A 25,713-nucleotide genomic window follows, 5' to 3' on the forward strand; every position below is an offset into this window, starting at 1 on the left:
GTCTACCGCGCCTAGAGCGCAGCCCTGCGGGTATTGCGCCCCACCGGGCCGGAGCGCTCTTCGATGGCGTGTTGCAGCGGTTTGCGCAGGCCTGTCAGAAACGCCAGTTCGGCAACCACGAACAGCGGGCCGATGATAAGGCCGGTCACGTCATCGATAAATGCCGGTTTGCGCCCTTCGTAGTAATGGCCCACGAACTGGATGATCCAGCCCACCACAAAAAGCCCGACGCCGGCACTCAGCCAGACCATGGTTGGCTGTCGCGCAAGGTTGGCCCCGGCCCAGATGCACAGTGCCAGCAGCACTGCCATGACCACGCCCAGCGGGCGATCCAGACGCAGGTAGAAAATCGTCGAGCCCAGGGCCAGCAATGCAGCAGGCGAAATCCACAATCCGGCCATGGTCCAGCCCGGACGCGACAGAAGTACCGCCACAGCCAGCACAATCAGGGGAATGCCCACGAAGTGCGTCACGATATTGCGCGAATCACGGTGATAGGCCGCATATTGGCTGAGATGATCGACAAGGGTTTTCATTATTATTCCTGCCTGAGACGATGATCGGCTTGAGCTAAGATCGTTGTATAGCACGTGTGCCTGGAATAAAAGGGAGCAAAAATGACAAATGGAGCGGCGTGGCGGTCACGATTGCTATCCGATCACTGGTTCTCCCATTTACCGGCCGGTTTGCAGGATAGCTTGCTGGACGCCGCGCGCCAGAGGCGCAAGACGCCCGGCAGGCCGCTGTTCGAGAAGGGTGATCTGCCCTGCGGTCTTTATGTGTTGCTTGAGGGCTGCGTGCGTATCGGTGGTGCTCGGGAGCAGAGGCTGCTTTCGTCTATAGAGCCGGCGCGATTACCTTGCTGGTTTGGCGAAGTCTCGCTGTTTGACGGGTTGGCTCGCCGTTTTGAGGTCTGTTCGCTGGAGCAAAGTATTTTTCTGCAGATCCCTCAGCAATTCCTTGTCCAGTTGCTCGACAGGCACCCGGAATACTGGCGCTGGTTTGCCGCATTACTTAGCCAGAAAGTCGGCTTGCCCTTGCAGAGCCCCGAGAAAATGCGCCGACTGCCGCCCAGGGCGAGAGTCGCGTGGCGTCTATTAATGCTGAGTGAGGGTTATGGCCCGCTGAGTCAGGCGCGTCGTCTGATTGTGCTGGAGGACATTCAGGCCGTGGAGCGTCTGGCGCTGTCGCCTCCGGCCTTGCTGGAAGTGCTTCAGGACCTGCATGAGCGCAAGATCGTGCGCCTGGGGGAATTGCAACTTGAAGTGTTTGATGTGGAACGGTTGCGCAGGGTTGCGAACTTTTCCAGAGCCCGAGCGGTTTGCTGATGAGCTGCGTATATTAAGTCCAGAAACATCCGGTAACGGCTCTGCTGCCTCTTCGATTGAGATAGCAAATGGGATTCACTACCATTTCGCCTCATTTGCGAACGCGAGATAACCCGATGCAGGCAAGCAAGCGACTTCTGGCGGCTATGACGCTGACTTTACTGGGCAGTGCTGCTCAGGCCGCTGACGAAGTGGTGGTGTATTCGTCCCGGATCGACGAGCTGATCAAACCGGTGTTCGATGCGTACACGGCCAGTACCGGGGTAAAGATCAAGTTCATCACCGACAAGGAAGCGCCATTGATGCAACGCATCAAGGCCGAAGGCGAGAATGCCACCGCCGACCTGTTGCTGACTGTCGACGCCGGCAACCTCTGGCAAGCCGAACAGATGGGCATCCTGCAGCCATTCACCTCGCCGGTGATCGAAGCCAACATTCCCCCGCAGTATCGCTCGTCCACTCACGGCTGGACCGGCCTGAGCCTTCGTGCGCGAACCATTGCCTATTCGACTGACCGGGTAAAACCCGTCGAGCTGACCACGTATGAGGCGCTGGCCGACAAGAACTGGGAAGGGCGCCTGTGCCTGCGTACAGCGAAAAAGGTCTACAACCAGTCGCTGACCGCCACGCTGATCGAAACCCACGGTGCCGATGCATCCGAGAAAATTCTGAAAGGCTGGGTGAACAACCTGTCCACCGATGTGTTTTCCGACGACATCGCCGTGCTTGAGGCGATCAATGCCGGGCAGTGCGATGTGGGGATCGTCAATTCCTACTACTACGGTCGTCTCCACAAGGAGAAGCCGGATCTGGCGGTGAAGCTGTTCTGGCCCAATCAGGCGGATCGGGGCGTCCATGTAAACCTGTCGGGTATCGGCCTGACAAAGCATGCTCCGCACCCTGAAGCGGCCAAGGCACTCGTTGAGTGGATGACCGGCCCCGAAGCGCAGAAAATCTTCTCCAGCGTCAATCAGGAGTTCCCGGCCAACCCGAAAGTGGCACCGTCAGAAGAAGTGGCCAGCTGGGGGCAGTTCAAGGCCGACACCATCCCGGTCGAAGTGGCAGGCAAGCGTCAGGCAGAAGCGATCCGCATGATGGATCGCGCGGGCTGGAATTGATTTAATACCCACCGCTTTATCGCGCCACGCTCAGCGGTATACACAAGCCCTGACGAGCCCGGAATACAGGGCTTTCTGGCTTCTGCCCGAAGGGCGTGGGAGCGGACTTGTCCGCGAAGCCGTCAGTTCAGATAGTGCATTTTCTGAGAATGTACCGGCCTTTTCGCGGACAAGTCCGCTCCTACGGCTTTCAGCCAGAATCAGAAGCAGACCTGTGCGCACGCTCCTAAACCCCCTCATTTCGAGAACCCCCTTGGCCCATCCTGTCCAACGTCGCTGGTATCCGCTGGTCTTCGCCATCGCTGCGCTGGTGTTGTTGCCGCTAAGCGTGCTGCTGCTGTCGTGGGAGACCATTGACCAACAGATATGGGCACACCTGCTGGAAACCCAGATGTCCCGTCTGCTGGGTAACACGTTGATTCTGGTGCTGGGTGTCGGCGTGGGTGTGACGCTGCTGGGGGTGAGTCTGGCCTGGCTGACCAGCCTGTGTGAGTTTCCAGGGCGTCGCTGGCTGGACTGGGCGCTGATGCTGCCGTTCGCGATCCCTGCCTACGTACTGGCATTTGTGTTTGTCGGGCTGCTGGATTTCTCCGGCCCGGTACAGACCCTGATGCGCGAATGGTTCGGTTCCGGTCTTCGCCTGCCTCGGGTACGCTCCACCGGTGGGGTGATCATCGTGCTGGTGCTGGTCTTCTATCCCTACGTCTACCTGTTGGCGCGCACGGCGTTTCTGGCGCAGGGCAAGGGCTTGATGGAAGCTGCGCGAGTGCTGGGCAACACGCCCTTGCAGGCGTTCTGGCGCGTGGCGCTGCCCATGGCGCGTCCTGCCATCGGAGCGGGCGTGGCGCTGGCGTTGATGGAAACCCTGGCCGATTTCGGTGCAGTGTCAGTGTTCAATTTCGACACCTTCACCACGGCAATCTACAAGACCTGGTACGGCTTCTTCAGCCTGTCCAGCGCTGCGCAACTGGCGAGCCTGCTGCTGTTGGCCGTGCTGGTGCTGCTGTATGGCGAACGTCGTGCCCGGGGTGCAAGCCGCCCGACCAATGAGCGCCCGCGCGGCGCTGCGCTTTACCCGCTGCGCGGCGTCAAGGCCTGGGGTGCCAGCCTGTGGTGTGGGCTGGTGTTTCTCTGTGCCTTCGTGGTGCCGGTGCTGCAATTGATTGTCTGGGTCTGGCAGCGCGGCCGGTTCGATCTTGATGAGCGCTACACTGGCCTGGTTCTGCACACGCTCTACCTGGGCGGCATGGCGGCGTTGATCACTGTCAGCGTGGCGCTGGTTCTGGCTTTTGCCCGACGCATGGCTCCCACGCCTGTAATCCGCTCCGGCGTCAGTCTCGCCAACCTCGGCTATGCATTACCGGGGTCGGTACTGGCCGTTTCGATCATGCTGGCGTTCAGTTATCTGGACCGTGAGCTGGTGGTTCCGCTTTCCGGCTGGCTGGGTGGTGCAGGCAAACCGTTGCTGCTGGGCAGCCTCTCGGCGCTGCTGCTGGCTTATCTCGTACGTTTCATCGCCGTCGCCTTCGGGCCGCTGGAGCACAGTCTGTCGCGCATCCGTCCATCACTGCCTGAAGCTGCGCGCAGTCTGGGCGTCAGCGGGCCAAAGTTGTTTCTCAACGTGTATCTGCCGCTGCTGATTCCGGGAGCCCTGAGCGCGGCGCTGCTGGTGTTCGTCGATGTACTCAAAGAGATGCCGGCGACCTTGCTGATGCGCCCGTTTGGCTGGGATACGCTGGCGGTGCGCGTCTTCGAAATGACCAGCGAGGGCGAGTGGGCACGAGCGGCATTGCCAGCTTTGTCGCTGGTGCTTGTAGGATTATTACCCGTCATTGGGTTGATTCGTCGCTCTGCCCGTCAGATTGGTTAGGTGCGGGTCCTTCACCTTGCGGCTACAATGCGCCGCAATTGGTGCGGTCTGTCAGATTATTCGGTCAGCTGTAACGTGCTGCAAACTCCGGTTTATTGGGGGCTTGCCGATTTTTTCTGCCCGCACCTTCGCCACGCCCGGAAGGAGAAACCCATGGGACAGCGTACCCCCCTGTTCGACCTGCACCTCGTTCTTGGCGCGAAAATGGTCGATTTTGGTGGCTGGGACATGCCGTTGCATTACGGATCGCAGGTCGAGGAGCACCATCAGGTGCGTCGCGACTGTGGGGTCTTCGATGTCTCTCACATGAATGTGATCGATGTCCTTGGCCAGCAAGCCAAAGCCTGGCTGCGCTACCTGCTGGCCAATGATGTGGACAAGTTGAAAACCCCGGGCCGGGCGTTGTACAGCGCGATGCTGGACGAGAGCGGCGGGGTGATCGATGACATGATCGTCTACCTCACGCCCGAAGGTTATCGGCTGGTTGTCAACGCCGCGACCGGCGTCAAGGACCTTGCCTGGATGCAGGCACAACTGGGCGACTTCGATGTACAGCTGGTCGAGCGTAGCGAAATGGCGATGCTCGCGATTCAAGGACCAAAGGCCAGAGCCCGTATTGCCGAGCTGGTTTCAAGTGCCCGCGCTGAACTGATCCACCAGCTCAAGCCGTTCGAAGGGCTTGATGACGGCGACTGGTTTATTGCGCGGACGGGCTATACAGGCGAAGACGGCCTGGAGATCATGCTGCCGGCCGAAGAGGCACAGGGCTTTTTCAATGAGCTGGTCGGCGCGGGTATTTCGCCGATCGGCCTGGGCGCTCGTGACACGTTGCGTCTGGAAGCGGGCATGAACCTGTATGGCCAGGACATCGGTGAACACGTGTCGCCACTGGCCTCGAATATGGCCTGGAGCATTGCCTGGGAGCCTGCCGAACGTGATTTCATCGGTCGCAAGGCGCTGGAGCGCGAGCGATCTGATGGAAGTGCCTTCAAACTCGTCGGTTTGGTGCTTGAAGAGCGCGGTGTTTTACGCGCACATCAGGTGGTACGCATCGCAGAAATTGGCGAAGGAGAGATCACCAGTGGTAGTTTCTCTCCTACGCTGAGCAAATCCATTGCGCTGGCTCGCGTTCCGATGGCTACCGCTGACCGGGCCGAGGTCGAAATCCGCGGTAAATGGTATCCGGTGCGGGTGGTACAGCCAGCGTTCGTGCGCTACGGCAAAACCTTGATCTAACCTATGGCGGGTTTTCCGCTGACCCGATGTTGAGGATGACTAAATGAGCAATATTACCGCCGAGCTGCGTTTCGCCGAAAGTCATGAATGGGCACGCCTTGAAGCAGATGGCACCGTGACCGTCGGCATCTCGGACCACGCACAGGAAGCGCTCGGTGATGTGGTGTTCGTAGAACTGCCGGAAGTCGGTAAAGTGTTCGCTGCCGCTGATGCCGCCGGTGTTGTCGAGTCGGTCAAGGCCGCCTCGGACATCTACTCGCCAGTGGCGGGCGAGGTGATCGAGGTCAATGAAGACCTGAGCGGTTCGCCCGAGTTGCTCAACAGCGAGCCGTACAGCGCCTGGATCTTCAAGCTGAAGCCAAGCGACGCTGAGGCCGATCTGGCCAAATTGCTGGACGATGCAGGTTACAAGAGCGCGATCGGCGAATAACCAATCGCTGGACAAAAAATGCCGCTCATCGAGCGGCATTTTTTATGCGCAGTATTTGCCAGCAAGACTTACTGGTTTTCAGCGACCAGATTTTTATCCAGAATCGCGTTGGCCAGCTCCATGTCCGTGGCTTTCAGGCCAGGATTGTCTTTGCGCACCTGTTCGATGGCGGCTTCCAGAAACGGGCCACGGATGTCGCCGTTGCTGGCGACGTAGCTGCCTGCATCGTCCTGCGCCGCGACGATCAACTTGTGATCCTTGAAGGTCAGGTACGTCGAACCGGTAGTGGCACCCGAGGACAACACATTACGCCAGAAGGTGTCAGCCATCGCTGAACCCATTGGGATGGAAAGCAAGGCTACGGTGGCGACAGCAAACTTGAGACGCATGATGAGTTACTCCAACTGTGGTTGTTCTGAGGGGTTGGATAGCCAAAGCCACGAACTAGTTCAATCAAGGTGTACCAAGTAGTTCAGTTTAGCTCGATCACCATAATGTGCAGGCGGCTGGATCAGTCCTTTCAACCCTGATCAGCGTTGCTCGCTCTGCGGTGTCACTCGCAGCACTTCCTCAAGTGTAGTCAGCCCTGCCGAGACTTTCTGCGCACCGGACAGGCGCAAGCTGCGCGTCCCCTCCTTGAAGGCCTGGCGTCGCATGGCGGTCAGGTCCAGGTCTGCAGAAATCAGGGCCTTGATGTTGTCTGACATGACCATGATCTCGTAGACCCCGGCCCTGCCCCGATAGCCGGTGTCGCGACACTCCACACAGCCGACTGCCTGATGCGCGCCGGGTGGCACGGGTGCCTGCCAGGGGCGGGTCAGTGTCTGCCAGTCGGTTTCGTTCAGGTTGATCGGTGCCTTGCAGTGCGGACAGAGGGTCCGCACCAGACGCTGGGCCATGACGCCAAGGATGGTCGCCTTGAGCAGGTAATGCGGCACACCCAGTTCGAGCAGGCGGCTGATAGCGCTGGGCGCATCGTTGGTGTGCAGCGTTGACAGCACCAAGTGACCGGTGAGTGCCGCCTGAATCGCCATTTCTGCCGTCTCCAGGTCGCGAATTTCGCCGATCATGATGATATCCGGGTCTTGTCGCATCAAGGCGCGCACGCCAGCGGCAAAGCTCAGTTCGATGTTGTGCTGGACCTGCATCTGGTTGAAGGCGGGCTCGACCATCTCGATGGGGTCTTCGATCGTGCAGAGATTGACCTCCGAGGTCGCCAGCTTCTTGAGGGTGGTGTACAGCGTGGTGGTCTTGCCCGAGCCGGTCGGCCCGGTTACCAGAATGATGCCATTGGGCTGACGGGTCATTTCCTGCCAGCGACGCAGGTCATCGCTGGAAAAGCCCAACTGGTCGAAATCCTTTAGCAGCACCTCAGGGTCGAAGATCCGCATCACCATCTTCTCACCGAAAGCCGTTGGCAGGGTCGACAGGCGCAACTCCACTTCGCGATTCTCGGGTGTGGTGGTCTTGACCCGTCCGTCCTGTGGTTTGCGTTTTTCGGCGACGTTCATCCGCCCCAGGCTTTTCAGGCGGCTGACAATGGCCATGATGACCTGCGCCGGAAACTGATAAACGTTGTGCAGCACTCCGTCTATACGGAAGCGCACGGTGCCCTGTTCGCGGCGCGGCTCGATATGAATATCGCTGGCGCGTTGCTGGAACGCGTATTGAAACAGCCAGTCGACGATGTTGACGATATGCGCGTCGTTGGCGTCGGGCTCCTGATCGCTGGCCCCCAGCTTGAGCAACTGTTCGAAGTTGCCCATGTTGCTCATTTTCTGTTCAGAGGCGCTGGCACCACTGACCGACTTGGCCAGCCTGAAAAACTCCATCGCCATGCGCTGGATGTCTGTCGGGTTGGCGACTACGCGTTTGATCTGCAGCTTGAGCACATGCGCAAGGTCGGCTTCCCAGGAGCGGACATACGGCTGGGCACTGGCGATGGTCACCGACTCGCGGTCAACCGCCACAGCCAGAATCTTGTGCCGCTGGGCAAAGGCATAAGACATCAGTGGCGTGACGGCTGCCACGTTGATCTTCAGCGGGTCGATGCGCATGTAGGGCTGGCCGGAGGCTTTTGCCAGCCAGGCCGTCAGGGTCTCCAGATCCAGCTTCTTGCCGGGTCGCTTCAAATCGTCGAACTGCAGCGAAGCGAGAAACTCGAGGGGGTGCAACTGGATGTTCACCGCACTGCGACGTTGAGTGAGGGCCGTTTCTGCGTCGTCCTGGCCGAGATAGCCTTCGGCAACCAGATCACGCAACACGTCATTCAGATCAAGCCAGCGGTCCTGTGAAGAGGGGGCCAGGGCTGCCATGTGCGCTCCTTGAGGCAATTCGTCATTGGGCGATGAACAAGAGTAGACGCCAAGCGTGACAGCGTTGCTCGTTCTATGCGACCGGGAATTGCCGGAGCAGACAAAATGCTTCAGCCGGTGGCCAGGGCGACAGCTGTCTGTTTTACGGTACTCAGCGCATCGGTCTGTTCGACTTCCACTGAGCAGACGTCGCGGCCAGCCAATGGACTATCGTGCCCATGCTCCGCGTTGGCATGCCTTTCGTGGCGCTCTGCGTCACAAATCTGCGCCGCACCGCACGTTCAAGATCGGACGCGGAGCGTCCAGAGCGGCATTCCCACGCTGGAGCGTGGGAACGAGAGTCGCGGTCAGCCAAGTCGGCTTCTATAACTTACGCCTTGAGATGAGCCGTGCGTAGGGTCAGGAACCCGGCCTTACAGGCGCAACAGGGTTTTCCAGGCGCGGCTCTGGAAGACGGTGATTGCCTGTTGCACGCGGGCATCAAGGACTTCGTCGCTGATGTCCAGATGCGCCAGTTCTTCCAGCTTGCGCAGCTCGCCGTACAGACGGTCCAGCTCTGGCAGGTCCAGCGCGCCGCGTGCCCAGTGCAGCCAGGCCTGGATGCGTTCGATACGGGGCAGTTGCTCGGCCAGATCTTCCGGCTGCTGCTGATAGCGGCTCAGTTGCAGGGATGTTGCCTCTTCGCCCAGCAGGCGTGGCAGCCAGCTGCTCAACAGCGCAGCGCCCTGGCGATTGCCGCGCGTGTTGCGTTCCACAGTCCAGCTGCGCGCCAGCAACCAGCGCGAGGTGTTCAACGAGAACTCGCCCCAGCGCGGGTCCTGCAGTTCTTCCAGAAACTGCTCGTGGGCGGCACCGCGCACATCGGCATCGTCCAGACCGGCCTGAACCAGCGGACGCCAGTCTTCCAGCAGGGCATCCAGTGACGCGCGCAGCTGTGCGGTCGAGGCGCGTGGCGCGGCCTGACCAAGGCTGCTGGTCAGTGCGCGCAGTTCGGCGAGCATCTCGACCCAGTCCTGCAGCAAACGCCAGTGGCCGTTGAAACGGTATTGTTCGGCCAGACGCTGGCTGCTGCCCAGCAGGTGCCAGGCCAGCGCGGAGTAGGCGTCATCCAGCGGAGTTTCTGCACTCAGGGCGGGTGCAGGCAGGCTCAGTGAATAACTGTTGGCGTCGAGCAGGCGATAGCCACGCTCAGCCTTGCTGATATCGCACGGCATCAACGGCAGGGTCGCAGCCAGCTCGGCGGCCAGTTCCAGCAGCGCGGCAGGATCGCCTTCGCGCAGCTCGAGTTCCAGCTCGCAGATTTCTTCCTTCTGCTTGCCGGCCACCACCTGGCCCAGGTCCAGTGCGGCCTCGATCACCACTTTGGCTTTGCCACGGCCCCAGGCAATTTCGGCTTTTTCACGGATGAAATCCGTGGTGAACAGCGGCTTGATGGTTTGTTTGTCCAGCCCGGCCAGTTGTTCGGGCCAGCAATCGCCTTCGAGCTTTTTGAGGTCCAGTTTGGTCTTGGTGAGGTCCCAGTTGTATTCATTACGCTCGGACAGACCGGCAACGCTCTGTCCGCGCGTCTTCATGGTCTGGATGATCTGATCACCGTCGCGACGGATGCGCAGGGCGACTTTGGCCTGTGCCAGCTCACCCTCGGGGGTATCGAAATACTGGTTCGACAGTTCAAGGCGCTCCCAGCCACTCTTGTTGCGCTTCTTGAGCAACGGGTGTTCGCGCAGTGCAGCGAGGGTCTCGCGGCTGACGCGGAGTTTGATTTCTGTTTCTTTTTGCATGGCCGGGGGAATCCAAACGCTGATACTGATAAACGGGAGCGCAGCCCATGACTGAACGGCTGCTGAGGGCATCAGTGTACAGGACATGGCCCGAAACGGTTTATTCCTGGGTTGCTATGGCCCTATGATGGGCCGTGTTTAGTCTTGATTACAGGAAGCGTCCATGCCGTTGCCGTCCATGAAAGACCAGTTTGCCGCCTTGATCGCTGCGCCATCGGTGAGCTGCACTCAGCCTTCTCTGGACCAGACCAACCGACCTGTCATCGACCTGCTGGCCGGATGGCTCGGCGACCTGGGTTTTGCCTGCGACATCCAGCAGGTTTCCCCCGGCAAGTTCAATCTGCTGGCAACGTACGGCACAGGCCCTGGCGGTCTGGTGTTGGCGGGTCACAGCGACACCGTGCCGTTCGACGAGGCGTTGTGGAAAACCGATCCCTTGAAGCTGACCGAAGTCGATGGCCGCTGGGTCGGCCTGGGCAGCTGCGACATGAAAGGCTTTTTTGCCCTGATCATCGAAGCGGTGCGTGGCCTGCTGGACCAGCCATTCAGGCAACCGTTGCTGATCCTCGCCACCTGTGACGAGGAAAGCTCGATGGCCGGTGCCCGTGCGTTGGCAGAGGCCGGACGTCCGCTGGGTCGTGCGGCGGTGATCGGCGAGCCGACCGGACTCAAGCCGATCCGCCTGCACAAGGGCGTTATGATGGAACGCATCGATATTCTCGGGCGCAGCGGTCATTCCTCCGACCCGAGCCTTGGCCACAGCGCACTCGAAGCCATGCATGACGCGATCAGCGAACTCAAGGGCCTGCGTATGCAATGGCAGGCGCAGCATCGAAATCCACAGTTCACGGTGCCGCAACCGACCCTGAACCTGGGCTGTATTCACGGCGGCGACAACCCGAACCGGATTTGTGGCCAGTGCTCGCTGGAGTTCGACCTGCGCCCGCTGCCGGGTATGGACCCTGAGGTGCTGCGGGCAGCCATTCGACAGAAGCTGCAGCCGCTGGCCGAGCTGCATCAGGTACAGATCGACTACGCACCGCTGTTCCCGGAGTGCGCGCCCTTCGAACAGGTCGCCGACGCTGAACTTGTGCGTGTTGCTGAACGCCTGACCGGTCATACGGCCGCAGCAGTAGCATTCGGTACCGAAGCGCCTTATCTTCAGCGCCTTGGCTGTGAAACGCTGGTGCTCGGCCCGGGCGATATCGCCTGCGCGCATCAGCCGGGGGAATACCTCGAAATGTCACGTCTGGACCCTACAGTGCGTCTGTTACGCCAACTGATCGAACATTATTGCCTGACGCCTCAATGAGTCGGGTTCTACAAGCTGTGAATACAAGGAGATTGCGCGTGTTGCCAAGCCTGTTCCGACGATAACCACCACACCGTTGTGCGTGCTTCTTTTCTTCGTCCATTTTCTCTACAGGCTCTTGTTGTCATGCCCGAATACGTCAACTGGCTTCGCCACGCGTCTCCGTACATCAATGCTCACCGCGATTGCACCTTCGTCGTCATGCTGCCCGGCGACGGCGTTGCGCACCCGAACTTCGGCAATATCGTCCATGACCTCGTGCTGCTGCACAGTCTGGGCGTACGTCTGGTGCTGGTTCACGGCTCCCGCCCGCAGATCGAAAGTCGTCTGGCTCAGCGCGGTATCACGCCGCGCTTTCATCGCGACATGCGTATCACCGATACCGAGACCCTGGAGTGCGTGATCGATGCCGTTGGCCAACTGCGCATCTCGATCGAGGCGCGCCTGTCGATGGACATGGCCGCATCGCCCATGCAGGGCTCGCGGTTGCGGGTGACCAGCGGCAACGTGGTCACTGCCCGTCCTATCGGAGTGTTGGAGGGCGTCGATTATCAGCACACCGGCGAAGTACGTCGGGTTGACCGCAAAGGTATCAATCGCTTGCTGGACGAGCGTCATATCGTGCTGCTGTCGCCGCTGGGTTATTCACCGACCGGCGAGATTTTCAATCTGGCCTGCGAAGACGTCGCTACGCGTGCGGCCATCGATCTGGCTGCCGACAAGCTGCTGCTGTTCGGTGCAGAGACCGGTTTGCTCGACGAACAGGGCCGACTGGTGCGCGAGCTGCGACCGCAACAGGTGCCGGCGCACTTGCAGCGTCTGGGTGGCAACTATCAGGCGGAGCTGCTGGATGCAGCGGCCGAGGCCTGTCGCGGCGGTGTCGCGCGCAGCCATATCGTCAGCTATGCCGAGAACGGCTCGCTGCTGACCGAGCTGTTTACCCGTGACGGTGGCGGTACGCTGGTAGCACAGGAGCAGTTCGAACTGGTTCGCGAGGCGGCCATTGAGGACGTCGGCGGCTTGATGGACCTGATCACGCCGCTGGAAGAGCAGGGCATTCTGGTGCGTCGCTCGCGCGAAGTGCTGGAGCGCGAGATCACTCAGTTCAGCGTGGTCGAGCGGGAAGGGCTGATCATTGCCTGCGCGGCGTTGTACCCGATTGCCGATTCGGAGTCAGGCGAGCTGGCGTGTCTGGCCGTCAACCCGGAATACCGGCACGGCGGGCGCGGCGACGAGTTGCTGGAGCGCATTGAAAACCGCGCCAGAGCCCTGGGCATCAAGACCTTGTTCGTTCTCACTACGCGTACTGCGCACTGGTTCCGCGAGCGGGGTTTCGAGCCCAGCAGCGTCGACCGCCTGCCAAGCGCACGCGCGTCGCTGTACAACTACCAGCGTAATTCGAAGATCTTCGAAAAGGCGATATAAGCCTTGCGGCGGACGCAGAGCGTTCAGAACTGTATGCCGACGCGGAGCGTCGCACGATTGATCGTGCTTCACGCTTCGCTTGGGAGTGCAGTTCGTGACGCTCGGCGTCACCTGCGCATCAGTTGCTGATCGACAGAATGCTCGCCTGATACGAACCCACGAATGTGTCGAAATCCACTACTTCCTCGGTCGCTTCCAGCTCGGCCTGTTCCTCGATGGAGGTTTTGGCCAGGGCTTCGAAGTGCGTCTGCTCTTCGGCACTCAGCGGATGGGTTCGGAAGTATTCGGCGTGGACTTGGCTCTGACGCAGGGAGAAGGCCGTAAAGCCCTCGTTATGCGCTTTCATGCTGGCCAGCACCTGGGCAGAAGGCGTCAGGGAGGCATCGTCGATCTTGGCCTGTTGCACGGCAATCGACTTGATGTGCTCATCGATACCCTGCGCCTGATCGAGCAGTCGGGCTATCGGAGTGATTTTTTCCAGCAATTCGGTTGCCCAGGTTTTCAGCTCGACAGGGCTGTTGTCACGCTGAAGGTTGAGGCCCGGACGACGCCCTTCCTTGACCACCGCCAGGAAGTTCGAGCTCGCGCTGGAACACTCGTGGCTGGCCAGCTGCTGGCTTTCCTCGAGCGCGCAGTACAGCACGAACGCATCGATAAAGCGCGACTGCTCCAGGCTGATACCGGTAGGCAGGAACGGGTTGATGTCCAGACAACGAACTTCGACGTACTGCACGCCACGGGCCACCAGCGCCTGAATGGGGCGTTCGCCGCTATAAGTCACGCGCTTGGGACGGATGTTGGAGTAATACTCGTTTTCGATCTGCAGCACGTTGGTGTTGAGCTGCACCCACTCGCCATTACGATCATGAGTGCCGACATCGACGTAGGGCTTGTAAGGCGTGGCCACGGCCTTGCGCAGGCTGTCTGTGTAGCTGACCAGATCGTTGTAGCAAGGGGTCAGATCGGCCTGGGCATCGCTCTGATAACCCAGATCGCTCATGCGCAGACTGGTTGCATAAGGCAGGTACAACGTGTCGGCATCGAAGTGTTGTTCCAGCTGATGCTTGCGGCCACGCAGGAAACCCGCATCCAGTGCCGGTGAAGCACCGAACAGGTACATCAGCAGCCAGCTGTAACGGCGGAAATTACGGATCAGCGCGATGTAGGAATGCGACTGGTAGTCACGTGCGTCACCCGCAAAGTCCTCGGTCTGCTTGAGCAGCGCCCAGGCATCTTCCGGCAGCGAGAAATTGTAGTGAATGCCAGCGATACACTGCATGGTCTTGCCATAACGCAGGGCCAGGCCTTTACGGTACACGTATTTGAGCTTGCCGATGTTCGACGTGCCGTAATAAGCGATCGGTATGTGCTCCTCGTCGGGCAAGGGGCATGGCATCGACGGGCTCCAGAGCAACTCGTCTCCCAGCTTGCTGTAGGCGAAGCGATGGATCTTGTCCAGGCTGTCGATGGTCTCGGCCGGGTTCTTCAGCGCTGGCGTGATGAACTCCAGCAACGATTCGGAATAGTCGGTCGTGACCTGGCCATTGGTCAGTGCGGCACCCAGAGCTTGCGGGTGAGGCGTCTGTGCCAGTTCTGCCGTTGCAGTAACGCGCAGGCACTCGCGCTCGATACCGTGCAGGCACTGCTCCAGCAGAGAAAGGTGGTCACGCTCGCCGAGCAATGCAAGACGACGGTTTAAAAGTTCGCTCAAGGTGTAATCCTTCACGCATCGGTCGCCCCGATATGGGGGTGGACTTGACGGTCTACAAGGGTGAAGAAAGGAACTGGCGTAGTCGCCTGGCTGGTCTGTAGCGCCTGTTCACAATCACTGCTCTTTGTCGTACCACCCAAATGGACTCGGCACCACGCTAATGGTGCCGAAATTAACCCAAATGATGTGGATACGGCTAGGTTCTGTTCACCGTGATTGCTTTCATCAGCCTTTATCGCGGTCTAGATGACCGCGAACGTGCCCTGAGCCTTGGCGACCAGCTTGCCACCCTGGACGACTTCGGCCTCAACCACAAGTGTCCGACGACCTGCGTGCAGCACCCTGGCAATGCCTAGCACTTCGCCGTCGGATACGCCGCGCACGTAGTTGATCTTGCACTCGATGGTGACACTGCGCTGGTCGAAACCGTGGGCACTGGAACAGGCCAGCCCCATGGCGATATCGACCAGGCTGAAGATTGCCCCGCCGTGCATCACGTTGCCGCGATTGCGCAGATGCGCCTCCAGTGGCAACGCAACTTCGGCAACGCCTTCGTCCAGACGCCTCAGTTCGCAGCCGAGCATCTTGAAATAGGCGCTGTGGGTCAGATCCTCCGGAATGTCCATCAGCGCTTCTTCAGTTGCTTGGCATTGGCGAATAGCGAAGCCATGGCGTTGTTGGCTGGCGCGGGTGCTGTGGTTTCCTTGCGCGGGGCGCTGTTCTGCTGACGAGGCGAAGAGCCTGGACGCGCGCCGCGTGCGCCGTCGATCTTCTCGCCTGGCGTGTCGCTCATGCGCATCGACAGACCGACGCGTTTGCGCGGGATGTCGACTTCCATGACCTTCACTTTCACCACATCGCCTGCCTTGACCGCTTCCCGCGGGTCCTTGATGAACTTCTCGGAAAGTGCCGAGATGTGTACCAGGCCGTCCTGATGCACGCCGATATCGACGAACGCACCAAAGTTGGTGACGTTGGTCACTACGCCTTCGAGGATCATGCCCAGTTGCAGGTCCTTGAGGTCTTCGACCCCGTCCTGAAACTCCGCCGTCTTGAACTCTGGACGCGGATCGCGGCCCGGTTTTTCAAGTTCCTGCAGGATGTCGGTGACCGTTGGCAGACCAAAGGTCTCGTCGGTGAATTTTTTCGGGTCCAGCCGCTTGAGAAAGCTCGCATCGCCGATCAACGAGCGAATATCACGGTCGGTTTCAGCCGCAATACGCTGCACCAGCGGGTAGGCTTCCGGGTGAACCGCAGAAGCGTCCAGCGGGTTGTCGCCGGTCATGACGCGCAGGAAGCCTGCGGCCTGTTCGTACGTCTTCTCGCCCAGACGACTGACTTTTTTCAGCGCTGCGCGAGTCTTGAACGCGCCGTTTTCGTCGCGATGCGCAACGATGTTCTGCGCCAGTGTGGTATTGAGGCCGGAAATCCGCGCCAACAGTGCCACCGACGCGGTGTTCACGTCCACGCCCACGGCGTTCACGCAGTCTTCAACCACCGCGTCCAGGCCGCGAGCCAGCTTGAGCTGTGAAACGTCGTGTTGATACTGGCCGACACCAATGGATTTCGGATCGATTTTCACCAGTTCGGCGAGCGGATCCTGCAAGCGCCGGGCGATGGAGACTGCGCCACGGATCGACACGTCCAGGTCCGGGAATTCCCTCGCCGCCAGTTCTGACGCCGAGTAGACCGAAGCACCGGCTTCGGAGACCATGACCTTGGTCATTTTCAGGCCTGGGTATTTTTTGATCAGCTCGGCCGCCAGCTTGTCGGTTTCGCGGCTGGCAGTACCGTTGCCGATGGCGATCAGATCAACCGAATGTTTGGCGCACAGGGCTGCCAGCACGGCGATGGTCTGATCCCACTGGTTCTTCGGTACGTGTGGATAGACGGTCGCGTAGTCGAGCAGCTTGCCAGTGGCATCTACCACGGCGACCTTGCAGCCGGTGCGCAAGCCCGGGTCAAGGCCCAGTGTGGCACGCTGGCCGGCCGGCGCGGCCAGCAACAGGTCGTGCAGGTTGTGGGCGAAAACGTTGATTGCCTCGGTTTCTGCACCATCGCGCAGCTCGCCCAGCAGGTCGGTTTCCAGGTGGCTGTACAGCTTGACCTTCCAGGTCCAGCGCACCACTTCGGCCAGCCACTTGTCTGCTGGGCGGCTCTGGTTCTGGATGCCGAAGCGTTCGCCGATCATCAGTTCGCACGGGTGCATGGCACCTGGCAGTTCTTCGCCGACTTTCAAGGCGGAACTGAGGAAGCCTTCGTTTCGGCCCCGGAAAATCGCCAGCGCACGGTGCGACGGCATGCTCTTGAGCGGCTCGTCATGTTCGAAATAGTCGCGGAACTTGGCGCCTTCCTCTTCCTTGCCCGGCACCACGCGTGCGCTGATCACCGCTTCCTGCTTGAGGAAGCTGCGCAGCTTGTCCAGCAGCGAAGCGTCTTCGGCTAAACGCTCCATCAGGATGTACTTGGCACCTTCCAGCGCGGCTTTCACATCGGCCACGCCTTTGTCGGCGTCGACAAAGCGGGCTGCTTCGGTCTCAGGGGAGAGGCGCGGGTCGTTGAACAGGCCGTCAGCCAGCTCGCCGAGGCCTGCTTCGAGGGCGATCTGGCCCTTGGTACGGCGTTTCTGCTTATAGGGCAGATATAAATCTTCAAGACGGGTCTTGGTGTCGGCGAGCTTGATGTCGCGAGCCAGCTCCGGGGTCAGCTTGCCTTGCTCTTCGATACTGGCAAGAATGCTGACACGCCGGTCATCCAGTTCGCGCAGATAGCGCAGGCGTTCTTCCAGATGGCGCAATTGCGTGTCATCAAGACTGCCGGTCACTTCCTTGCGGTAGCGGGAAATGAAGGGCACGGTCGAGCCTTCATCCAGTAGTGCTACGGCCGCTGCGACCTGTTGTGGGCGTACGCCGAGTTCTTCGGCGATGCGGCTGTTGATGCTGTCCATAAAACCACCTGGAGTTGTGAGCAAAAAACTGGGCTATGTACGAATGGCCTTGCCTGAGTATCGTCCGCCAGGATTTATTTTCAGCGCTGGCGAACGGCCATATGGCCAGCGTTGCCTGACTTTGAGGGCGGCGCATTATACCCGGCGAAGGCGGATTAGGGGATCGGCCGACAAATGTGGTCTTTTTTCGGCGAAAAAGCATGCACAAGTGCCGCCTCCAGTAAAATCTGCTAACAATGCACAAGGTGCGCATCACCGCAGCTACGCCATAATGCGCCCCGAGATCAGAGGAGCATCCGATGAGCAGCACCGCACAAAATGCTGAAGGCGAAAAAATCCTTATTGTCGATGACGATCCGGGGCTGAGCAGTCTCCTGGAGCGTTTTTTCACCAGCAAGGGCTACCGTGCCCGCGCCGTGGCAAACGTGGAGCAAATGGACCGGCTATTGGCCCGTGAGGTTTTCAACCTTGTGGTGCTGGACCTGATGCTGCCCGGAGAAGACGGCCTTTCAGCCTGCCGTCGTCTGCGTGCCGCGAACAATCAGGTGCCGATTATCATGCTGACCGCCAAGGGCGATGAGCTGAGCCGTATCAAGGGGCTCGAACTGGGGGCTGACGATTACCTGGCCAAGCCGTTCAATCCGGACGAGCTGATGGCTCGCGTCAAGGCGGTATTGCGTCGTCAGGCTGCACCGGTGCCCGGTGCCCCCGGTAGCGAGGACGAGTCAGTCAGTTTCGGCGATTACGTACTGTCTCTGGCCACCCGCGAGCTCAAGCGTGGCGAAGAAGTGCACATGCTCACCACGGGTGAGTTCGCGGTACTCAAGGCGCTGGTCATGCACGCTCGCGAGCCGCTGACCCGTGACAAACTGATGAACCTGGCCCGTGGCCGGGAGTGGGATGCACTGGAGCGATCCATCGACGTACAGATTTCCCGTCTGCGTCGCCTGATCGAGCCGGATCCTTCCAAGCCCCGCTATATCCAGACCGTCTGGGGCGTAGGCTATGTATTCGTTCCGGATGGTGCCGGCAGTCGCTGATAACCTGGTTGTCAGCACAGAAATCCGTCATTCCTGCCAGTTACGTCGATAATCTTCCGTAAGGTTATCGACGTACTGGTTTTTTGCGTTCGTCCATCGGGTCCGGCCCGCGTTCGGCAAACCTGCGAGCCTCGCTCGCCCTGCAAAGTGTATGGCTGCAGTTATGAAGACTCCGCTCTGGTTCCCGCAAAGCTTTTTCTCTCGCACGCTCTGGCTGGTGCTCATCGTCGTGCTGTTTTCCAAGGCCCTGACGCTAGTTTATCTGCTGATGAACGAAGACGTTCTGGTCGACAGGCAATACAGCCACGGCGTCGCGCTGACGCTGCGCGCTTACTGGGCGGCCGATGAAAACGATCGCGAGGCAATTGCCGAGGCGGCTGGCCTGATTCGCGTGGTCGGCGGTGGCGTGCCGGAGGGTGAGCAACACTGGCCTTACAGCGAGATCTATCAGCGGCAGATGCAGGCTGAGCTGGGTGCAGATACCGAAGTGCGTTTGCGTGTGCACGCACCGCCCGCGCTATGGGTAAGGGCACCGAGCCTGGGGGATGGCTGGCTGAAAGTACCGCTATATCCTCACCCGCTGCGTGGCCAGAAGATCTGGAGCGTGCTGGGCTGGTTCCTCGCCATCGGGTTGCTTTCCACGGCATCGGCCTGGATTTTCGTGCGCCAATTGAATCAGCCGCTCAAGCGACTGGTCTTTGCGGCTCGGCAACTGGGGCAGGGCCGCAGCGTGCGTTTGCCGGTCAGTGACACGCCGAGCGAGATGACCGAGGTCTATCGCGCCTTCAACCAGATGGCCGAGGACGTCGAACAGGCCGGGCAGGAGCGTGAGCTGATGCTGGCGGGCGTTTCCCATGACTTGCGCACGCCGCTGACGCGTCTGCGCCTGTCTCTGGAGTTGATGAACGACAATGAGTTCTCTGAAGGCATGGTGCGGGATATCGAGGACATGGATGCCATTCTCGACCAGTTCCTGGCGTTCATTCGCGATGGGCGTGACGAAGAGATCGAAGAGGTCGATCTGGGGCATCTGGTGCGTGATGTGGTTGCGCCCTTCAATAACGATGAAGACAGCATCCGTCTGTGTCTTGAGCCGATTCCGCCCTTTCCGCTAAGGCGCGTATCGATGAAGCGTCTGCTGACCAATCTGATCGGCAACGCCAGGCATCATGCCGGTAACGGTATCGAGGTGGCTGCTTACGTGTCAGGCGACAGGAACGCGCCTTACGTAGTGTTGAGCGTGCTCGACAGAGGCGCGGGTATCGATCCGTCCGAGCTGGACACCATCTTCAACCCGTTCATTCGCGGTGATCGTGCCCGCAGCGGTAAAGGGACTGGCCTGGGGCTGGCGATCGTCAAGCGCATCGCAGCAATGCATGGCGGCAATGTCGAGTTGAGAAACCGATCAGGCGGCGGTCTGGAGGCTCGGGTGCGTCTGCCATTGGGGCTGATGCTACCAAGGGGCGCTATCTGACCGGAATGGAATCAACGAGGGGGTATAACAAGGAAGAGTCGCGAGGGAGATAAAGCGGGTATAAAGCGCCGTGCAGGGTCACGGAGAGCGCTCGAAAGGTCGAAGCTTTCTCAAGGACTTGCACGGCAGCTTGCCTGACCCGGCCCTCGGCGGAGGTACTCCCTGTACCCCTAGGTCACGCCGATCCATTCGATCAACGCATCCCGGCCCCTTGGTCATGCGCGCACCTTCCTCAGGCCGCACAAATCAGAAAGATGTCGACTCTGCAGTCGACATCTTTCTTCTGGATCAATACCAGTCAGGGTCTTTGCGCAGCTCTTCATTCAAGAGCTTTTGCATACCCTCGTCAGGCTTACCCAGGTAGCGGTAAGTGGCATGACGAGTGGGTGATTTATCTGCAGGAAGACCTGCAGGTACTTCAACCAACATGGCGTAAGCATCTTCCTTGTCGAGGCTGAAAGCCACGATCAGGCGCTTGCTTTTGCACGTATCGGCAGTTTCGCAAAGCGGTCCGACAAGGTACTTGTCGCCGTCCTCGGTGGCCGCTGTCATCTGCTGCTGGGAAGCACCGGACAGGTTGATCACCCAATCCGGCAACCGCTCTTCCTTCTTGACGACCTTCGCCCAGGTTGTGCGGTACTCGGGTGCCGAACTCAAGAGTTCATTGACCCGCGACTGTCCATCATTGGCTGCCATGACCATGGCGCTGCCGCCCATCAACAGGGCGGCGGCCAGTGTGCGAAATGACGTGTGCATTATCAGCCTCGACCGCGACGACCGAAGAAGAACGACACAACGAACATCACCAGGAATACGACAAACAGGATCTTGGCGATACCGGTAGCCGTGCCCGCGATACCACCGAAGCCCAGTACTGCAGCAACAATGGCGATGATCAGAAACGTGATTGCCCAACTCAACATGGTGATACTCCTTTTTGGTGCCGTTTTAATATGAATGCTGCTTTTTTTTCAGGTCGGGTCAAAAAACCCATTTTTGCTGTGGAGCGACTTCATCTACAGACACCAGGCCATCGACAGGGCGGAGGCTGGAGGAAACATCCTTGACCGCTGGAGCGCTTACGCCGCGATACGAGATGCTGCTGGTGTGGATGAATTGCTGTCTGGCTTGAGTTGCCTCGTTGGCTTGACTCCAACGCTGGAACTGCTGAATGGCGATCAGAGTGACAAGCAGGGCGAGGAGCAGGAAAAGGCCTTGCTGGATATGCAGGGGAGAGATACGCAATTGTGCAATACGCTGGCTGTTCATCTGCAAACTCCCCTGGCCTGAGTGGGCATTCAATCTGATGGGTCCAATCTGATGGGTCATTGTGTATCGACCTTGTTGAAGGAGTTATTGCAGGCTGCATGCCAGTTTTTATTAGGCTTTTAAATTCAATAAAATCAATAGTTTATGGTGTTTTCGGGATAGACCCTACGAGCAAGCTGCACGATTACACCTTTGTAATCGTGCGTTCTGCACGAAGCGTTTGACGTTTTGCGTGCGCCTGTTCAGCCTGCGCTGCGCGCCATGACCTTCAGGGCGTCGCCATTCACTCCCTTGACGCCACGAATATTTCGCGCGATCTCAACGGCCAGTTCCTTCTCCGCGAAGTTGGCAACCACGCCATTCAGGCTTACCACTCCGGCTTTGGTATCCACTTTGATATTCAGCCCGTCCAGCGTCCGGCTGTAAATCAGGCTCGCCTTGACCTTGCTGGTGATCCATGTGTCGCTCATTTCTTCGGTCGGGGACAGTGATTGAGGCTGTGTCTTGGCTGCAATGGAATCGGCTGCGCTCAGGCTGATCAGGTTGTTGACGCTCACCACACCATCAGTATTGCTTGCCAGGCTGCCCGCCAGCTCCTTGGCTTCAGGGCTCTGCGCCCTGCCCTTGAGGGTGACCACCCCATCCTTGCTGTCGACATCGATGGTCAGCGCTTCAGTCACGCTGCTCCACAGCAATTTGGATTTCACTGTCGCGACCAGCGTCGCATCTTCAAATCGCTGGGCCATATGGGTTCGCGTACCGGGTTCGCTGGCAACCGCAGCGTCCACTTCCAATTGGTTATCAACCTTCTCGATACCCTTGGTATCCAGTGCAATGCGCTCGGCCAGCTCGCGATCCACTTCGTTTTCGACCTTGCCCTTGAGAATCGCGGTGCCTTGTTGCACATCTATATCGATCTTGAACGGGCTCAAATGCTTGTTCAGCGCGAAAGCTGTCCAGATCGAACCTTCCTGACGCGCCTCGGCAAGCTGTGTGGGCAGGTCAGGCTGGGCGAGTACCGGACCGCTGCCAAGTAACGCAGCGGCGGACGTGATCAGAGCAATCTTTTTCAGTGAAAACATATGAGTGTTCCTTTTGCGATGGGATTTCGTCTCCGAATAGACGGTTTTAACGACATAAACGCGGATTAATCAGGCTGTTCGCCATTAGGCGATCAGAAAGCTACCATGCATGCCGAAGAATCAATCAGAATTGACCATGCAACTTGCCCGATGATTCCGAGACTAACTGAGACAATTCATTAAGGAGCGTAGGAAAAATGGAAGCAGCCACTGAGAATCAGGGCCGTATTCTGCTTGTGGACGATGAGTCCGCCATCCTCCGCACTTTCCGGTACTGTCTGGAAGACGAAGGCTACAGTGTCGCCACTGCCAACAGCGCAGCCCAGGCTGACACGCTCATGCAACGCCAGGTATTCGACCTGTGCTTTCTCGATTTGCGCCTGGGTGAAGACAACGGCCTGGATGTGCTGGCGCAGATGCGTATTCAGGCACCGTGGATGCGTGTGGTCATCGTGACCGCGCACTCGGCGGTCGATACCGCTGTCGACGCCATTCAGGCGGGCGCAGCCGACTATCTGGTAAAGCCGTGCAGCCCGGATCAACTGCGCCTTGCCACCGCCAAGCAGCTTGAAGTGCGACAACTGTCTGCACGTCTTGAAGCATTGGAAGGCGAAGTCCGCAAACCGAAGGACGGGCTGGATTCTCACAGCCCTTCCATGATGGCCATTCTGGAAACGGCCCGTCAGGTTGCGGTGACCGATGCCAATATCCTGATTCTGGGTGAGTCGGGTACAGGTAAAGGCGAGCTGGCCCGGGCTATTCACGGCTGGAGCAAGCGGGCGAATAAGTCCTGTGTGACAATCAACTGCCCCTCGCTCACTGCAGAATTGATGGAAAGCGAACTGTTCGGCCACAGTCGCGGGGCGTTCACCGGCGCCAGCGAAAGCACCTTGGGCCGGGTAAACCAGGCGGATGGCGGCACACTGTTCCTCGACGAGATCGGCGACTTCCCGCTGACGCTGCAGCCCAAGTTGCTGCGCTTCATCCAGGACAAGGAATACGAGCGTGTGGGGGACCCGGTTACCCGGCGTGCCGATGTGCGCATTCTGGCCGCCACCAACCTCAATCTGGAGGACATGGTGCGCAGCGGACGCTTCCGTGAGGACCTGCTGTATCGCCTGAACGTAATCACCCTTAATCTGCCTGCCCTGCGTGAGCGCAGCGAAGACATTCTGACCCTGGCAGACCGGTTTCTGGCGCGCTTCGTCAAGGAGTATGCCCGACCGGCGCGCGGGTTCAGCGAGGAGGCCCGCGCAGCGCTGCTCAACTACCGCTGGCCGGGCAACATTCGTGAACTGCGTAACGTGATCGAGCGTGCCAGCATCATCTGCCCGCAGGAGCGTGTGGAAGTCAGTCACTTGGGCATGGCCGAGCAGCCGGCGAACAATGCACCGCGTGTCGGAGCGGCCTTGAGCCTGGACGAGCTCGAAAAAGCGCACATCGGTGCCGTGCTGGCGACCAGTGAAACCCTCGATCAGGCTGCCAAAACGCTGGGTATCGATGCGTCGACGCTGTATCGAAAACGTAAACAGTACAACCTGTGAAAGGCCTTAAATGAAGCTGGCCATGAAACTGCGCACTCGCCTCTTTCTGAGTATTTCGGCACTTATCACGGTCGCTTTGCTGGGGCTGCTGCTGGGGCTCGTCAGCGTCATGCAGATGGCCCGGACCCAGGAATCGCTGATTCAGCACAATTTCGCCATTCTTGATCTGGGTCTGAAGTTGCGCCAGAACCTGGGCGATCAACTGGTGTTGATGACGGGTGCCAACCGCGATCAAGCCGAACTGGAAAGAATCCAGACTCAATTTGAAGAGCTGTTGGAAGAGGGGTCGGCGCAGGATACCCAGCAGAACGTACGTAACGGGTTCGAAAAGACCCGTGGCGACTATCAGCGGTTCATCGAAACCTGGAAGCAATACGGGACTGACCTGCGAGGCATACGTGGCAACCCGCAACTGAGCGAAAGCTTCGATAACTTGCGCAACGGCCTGCTGGATGTGCATCGCAAGGCGTTGGAGAACATCAGCAGCGCGGAGATCAATTCCAGGGATCGTGCGCTGTGGATCGCGGGCTTGCTGGGGCTGGTCGGGCTGGCAGTGCTGTGCATCGGTTTTGTGACCGCGCATGGCATCGCCCGTCGTTTCGGTGCGCCGATCGAGGCGCTGGCGAAAGCCGCCGACCGCATTGGTGAAGGCGATTACGAGGTGACGCTGCCTATTTCCTCTGCCGCCGAGATGAACCTTCTGACTCGGCGCTTTGGCATCATGGCCGAAGCCCTGCGTCAGCATCAGGCGACCAATGTCGATGAGTTACTGGCGGGCCAGCAGCGTCTGCAAGCGGTTCTCGACAGTATCGACGATGGCTTGCTGATGATTGATCGTCAGGGCCGTCTGGAGCACTTGAATCCTGTGGCGCAACGCCAGCTTGGCTGGGACGAAAGTCGCCTGGGGCAGAGTCTCGGAGAGGCATTGAGCCGTCCGGAGCTGGACGAACAGCTGCATCTGGTGCTGCGTGGCGGAACGCTCGAGCGCGCTCCGGAAGACCTGGCCATTGAAATCGACGGCGAGTCCCGACTGCTGACCTACAGCATGACACCGGTCAGCCATACCAAAGGCCACATCCTCGGTGCGGTCATGGTTCTGCATGACGTCACCGAGCAGCGCGCATTCGAGCGAGTACGTAGCGAGTTTGTCCTGCGTGCCTCACATGAGTTGCGCACGCCGGTCACGGGCATGCACATGGCGTTCGGTCTTCTTCAGGAGCGTCTGCATTTCGCCCCTGAGACCCGAGAGGCCGATCTGCTCAATACGGTCACCGAAGAAATGCAGCGCCTGATGCAGCTCATCAATGACCTGCTGAACTTCTCGCGTTATCAGAACGGCCTGCAGAAACTCAAACTGGCACCGTGCTCCATCGAAACCTTACTGGAAGAAGCCAGGGCGCGATTCGAGGAAAAGGCCGTCGAGCAGGACATCGTACTGATGCTGGATATGCAGGAGCCCATGCCACGCCTGCATGCTGACCAGTCGCAACTTGAGCGGGTGCTGGACAACCTGTTGGACAATGCGTTGCGGCATACGCCGCAGAACGGTCTGATTCGTCTGCAGGCCAGGCGCCATGGCGAGCGGGCGATCATCAGTGTCGAAGACAACGGCGAGGGCATTGCCTACGGGCAGCAGGGGCGAATTTTCGAACCCTTCGTGCAGGTCGGTCGCAAAAAAGGCGGAGCCGGGCTCGGGCTGGCGCTGTGCAAGGAGATTGTCCAGTTGCACGGCGGGCGTATGGGCGTTTATTCAAGGCCGGGGCAGGGCACGCAGTTCTACATGGCGTTGCCGCTCTGAGGGCTTGAGCACAAGGCCCTCATCGAGTATCAG

22 protein-coding genes are annotated in these 25,713 nt (G+C 59.4%); 11 read left to right on the forward strand and 11 right to left on the reverse strand.

The genetic code is table 11. From position 1 onward, the window contains the following. Positions 1-11 precede the first annotated feature (11 nt). Positions 12-536: an Mpo1 family 2-hydroxy fatty acid dioxygenase gene (locus MME58_RS00870; protein ID WP_055005615.1), complete on the reverse strand. Its 525-nt coding sequence runs from the start codon at positions 534-536 to the stop codon at positions 12-14. An 81-nt stretch (positions 537-617) separates the two neighbouring features. Here MME58_RS00870 and MME58_RS00875 point away from each other — a divergent pair, with 81 nt between their 5' ends. The 5 genes from MME58_RS00875 to gcvH all read left to right on the forward strand — a co-directional run bounded on the left by MME58_RS00875 (position 618) and on the right by gcvH (position 5,982). Next, on the forward strand, positions 618-1,328 hold the full coding sequence (locus tag MME58_RS00875) for a Crp/Fnr family transcriptional regulator (RefSeq protein ID WP_054984710.1): 711 nt from the start codon (positions 618-620) through the stop codon (positions 1,326-1,328). Between the two features lie 116 nt (positions 1,329-1,444). Next, positions 1,445-2,446: an extracellular solute-binding protein gene (locus MME58_RS00880; RefSeq protein WP_054984735.1), complete on the forward strand. Its 1,002-nt coding sequence runs from the start codon at positions 1,445-1,447 to the stop codon at positions 2,444-2,446. 253 nt (positions 2,447-2,699) lie between these two features. Further along, on the forward strand, positions 2,700-4,316 hold the full coding sequence (locus MME58_RS00885; RefSeq protein WP_055005614.1) for an ABC transporter permease: 1,617 nt from the start codon (positions 2,700-2,702) through the stop codon (positions 4,314-4,316). 153 nt (positions 4,317-4,469) lie between these two features. Further along, positions 4,470-5,552: a glycine cleavage system aminomethyltransferase GcvT gene (gcvT, locus tag MME58_RS00890; protein ID WP_055005613.1), complete on the forward strand. Its 1,083-nt coding sequence runs from the start codon at positions 4,470-4,472 to the stop codon at positions 5,550-5,552. Between the two features lie 43 nt (positions 5,553-5,595). Continuing rightward, positions 5,596-5,982 carry a glycine cleavage system protein GcvH gene (gene gcvH, locus MME58_RS00895; protein WP_054984713.1) on the forward strand — a complete coding sequence of 129 codons (387 nt, stop codon included), beginning with the start codon at positions 5,596-5,598 and terminating at the stop codon, positions 5,980-5,982. 68 nt (positions 5,983-6,050) lie between these two features. Here gcvH and MME58_RS00900 read toward each other — a convergent pair whose 3' ends face one another. From MME58_RS00900 to MME58_RS00910, 3 genes are all read right to left on the reverse strand, one after another. Further along, complete coding sequence (locus MME58_RS00900; protein WP_054984714.1) at positions 6,051-6,371, reverse strand: DUF2388 domain-containing protein; 321 nt, start codon at positions 6,369-6,371, stop codon at positions 6,051-6,053. A gap of 141 nt (positions 6,372-6,512) precedes the next feature. Then, entirely contained in the window at positions 6,513-8,297 is a 1,785-nt protein-coding gene (gene tfpB / locus MME58_RS00905) for a type IV pilus assembly ATPase TfpB (RefSeq protein ID WP_054984715.1), read from the reverse strand. A 413-nt stretch (positions 8,298-8,710) separates the two neighbouring features. Further along, positions 8,711-10,078: a CYTH domain-containing protein gene (locus MME58_RS00910; protein WP_055005636.1), complete on the reverse strand. Its 1,368-nt coding sequence runs from the start codon at positions 10,076-10,078 to the stop codon at positions 8,711-8,713. A 163-nt stretch (positions 10,079-10,241) separates the two neighbouring features. On the opposite strand from MME58_RS00910, the gene argE reads away from it, so the two are divergent. After that, complete coding sequence (gene argE / locus MME58_RS00915) at positions 10,242-11,390, forward strand: acetylornithine deacetylase (RefSeq protein ID WP_054984716.1); 1,149 nt, start codon at positions 10,242-10,244, stop codon at positions 11,388-11,390. A gap of 126 nt (positions 11,391-11,516) precedes the next feature. Beyond that, positions 11,517-12,815: an amino-acid N-acetyltransferase gene (gene argA, locus MME58_RS00920; protein ID WP_054984717.1), complete on the forward strand. Its 1,299-nt coding sequence runs from the start codon at positions 11,517-11,519 to the stop codon at positions 12,813-12,815. A gap of 118 nt (positions 12,816-12,933) precedes the next feature. On the opposite strand, the gene gshA is transcribed toward argA, so the two are convergent. The 3 genes from gshA to MME58_RS00935 form a co-directional block, all read right to left on the reverse strand. After that, positions 12,934-14,526 (reverse strand): glutamate--cysteine ligase, encoded by a 1,593-nt coding sequence (gene gshA / locus MME58_RS00925; RefSeq protein ID WP_055005612.1) that lies wholly within the window; start codon positions 14,524-14,526, stop codon positions 12,934-12,936. 242 nt (positions 14,527-14,768) lie between these two features. Beyond that, positions 14,769-15,152 carry a PaaI family thioesterase gene (locus MME58_RS00930; protein WP_055005611.1) on the reverse strand — a complete coding sequence of 128 codons (384 nt, stop codon included), beginning with the start codon at positions 15,150-15,152 and terminating at the stop codon, positions 14,769-14,771. Next, on the reverse strand, positions 15,152-17,473 hold the full coding sequence (locus MME58_RS00935; RefSeq protein ID WP_055005610.1) for a Tex family protein: 2,322 nt from the start codon (positions 17,471-17,473) through the stop codon (positions 15,152-15,154). Before MME58_RS00935 ends, MME58_RS00930 begins: the two co-directional genes overlap by 1 nt. Positions 17,474-17,772: 299 nt before the next feature. On the opposite strand from MME58_RS00935, the gene ompR reads away from it, so the two are divergent. Both ompR and MME58_RS00945 read left to right on the forward strand, forming a co-directional pair. Beyond that, a complete protein-coding gene (gene ompR, locus MME58_RS00940; RefSeq protein WP_003318889.1) occupies positions 17,773-18,513 on the forward strand; it encodes an osmolarity response regulator transcription factor OmpR in 741 nt (246 codons plus the stop codon). A 163-nt stretch (positions 18,514-18,676) separates the two neighbouring features. After that, complete coding sequence (locus tag MME58_RS00945) at positions 18,677-19,987, forward strand: ATP-binding protein (protein WP_055005609.1); 1,311 nt, start codon at positions 18,677-18,679, stop codon at positions 19,985-19,987. A 288-nt stretch (positions 19,988-20,275) separates the two neighbouring features. Here the strand turns inward: MME58_RS00945 and MME58_RS00950 are convergent, their stop codons facing one another. From MME58_RS00950 to MME58_RS00965, 4 genes are all read right to left on the reverse strand, one after another. Further along, complete coding sequence (locus MME58_RS00950; protein WP_054984721.1) at positions 20,276-20,743, reverse strand: inhibitor of vertebrate lysozyme family protein; 468 nt, start codon at positions 20,741-20,743, stop codon at positions 20,276-20,278. A 2-nt stretch (positions 20,744-20,745) separates the two neighbouring features. After that, a complete protein-coding gene (locus MME58_RS00955) occupies positions 20,746-20,910 on the reverse strand; it encodes a DUF1328 domain-containing protein (protein WP_002555679.1) in 165 nt (54 codons plus the stop codon). A gap of 58 nt (positions 20,911-20,968) precedes the next feature. Continuing rightward, complete coding sequence (locus tag MME58_RS00960; RefSeq protein ID WP_082427269.1) at positions 20,969-21,256, reverse strand: hypothetical protein; 288 nt, start codon at positions 21,254-21,256, stop codon at positions 20,969-20,971. Between the two features lie 242 nt (positions 21,257-21,498). After that, a complete protein-coding gene (locus MME58_RS00965; RefSeq protein ID WP_055005607.1) occupies positions 21,499-22,338 on the reverse strand; it encodes a BON domain-containing protein in 840 nt (279 codons plus the stop codon). A 197-nt stretch (positions 22,339-22,535) separates the two neighbouring features. Here MME58_RS00965 and algB point away from each other — a divergent pair, with 197 nt between their 5' ends. Together algB and MME58_RS00975 are read left to right on the forward strand one after the other, a co-directional pair. Beyond that, positions 22,536-23,882 (forward strand): sigma-54-dependent response regulator transcription factor AlgB, encoded by a 1,347-nt coding sequence (gene algB / locus MME58_RS00970; protein ID WP_054984724.1) that lies wholly within the window; start codon positions 22,536-22,538, stop codon positions 23,880-23,882. 10 nt (positions 23,883-23,892) lie between these two features. Beyond that, complete coding sequence (locus MME58_RS00975; protein ID WP_054984725.1) at positions 23,893-25,680, forward strand: KinB sensor domain-containing domain; 1,788 nt, start codon at positions 23,893-23,895, stop codon at positions 25,678-25,680. The last annotated feature ends 33 nt before the right edge of the window (positions 25,681-25,713 follow it).

The sequence above is a fragment of the Pseudomonas syringae pv. tagetis genome (assembly GCF_022557255.1).
Classification (GTDB): domain Bacteria; phylum Pseudomonadota; class Gammaproteobacteria; order Pseudomonadales; family Pseudomonadaceae; genus Aquipseudomonas; species Aquipseudomonas caricapapayae.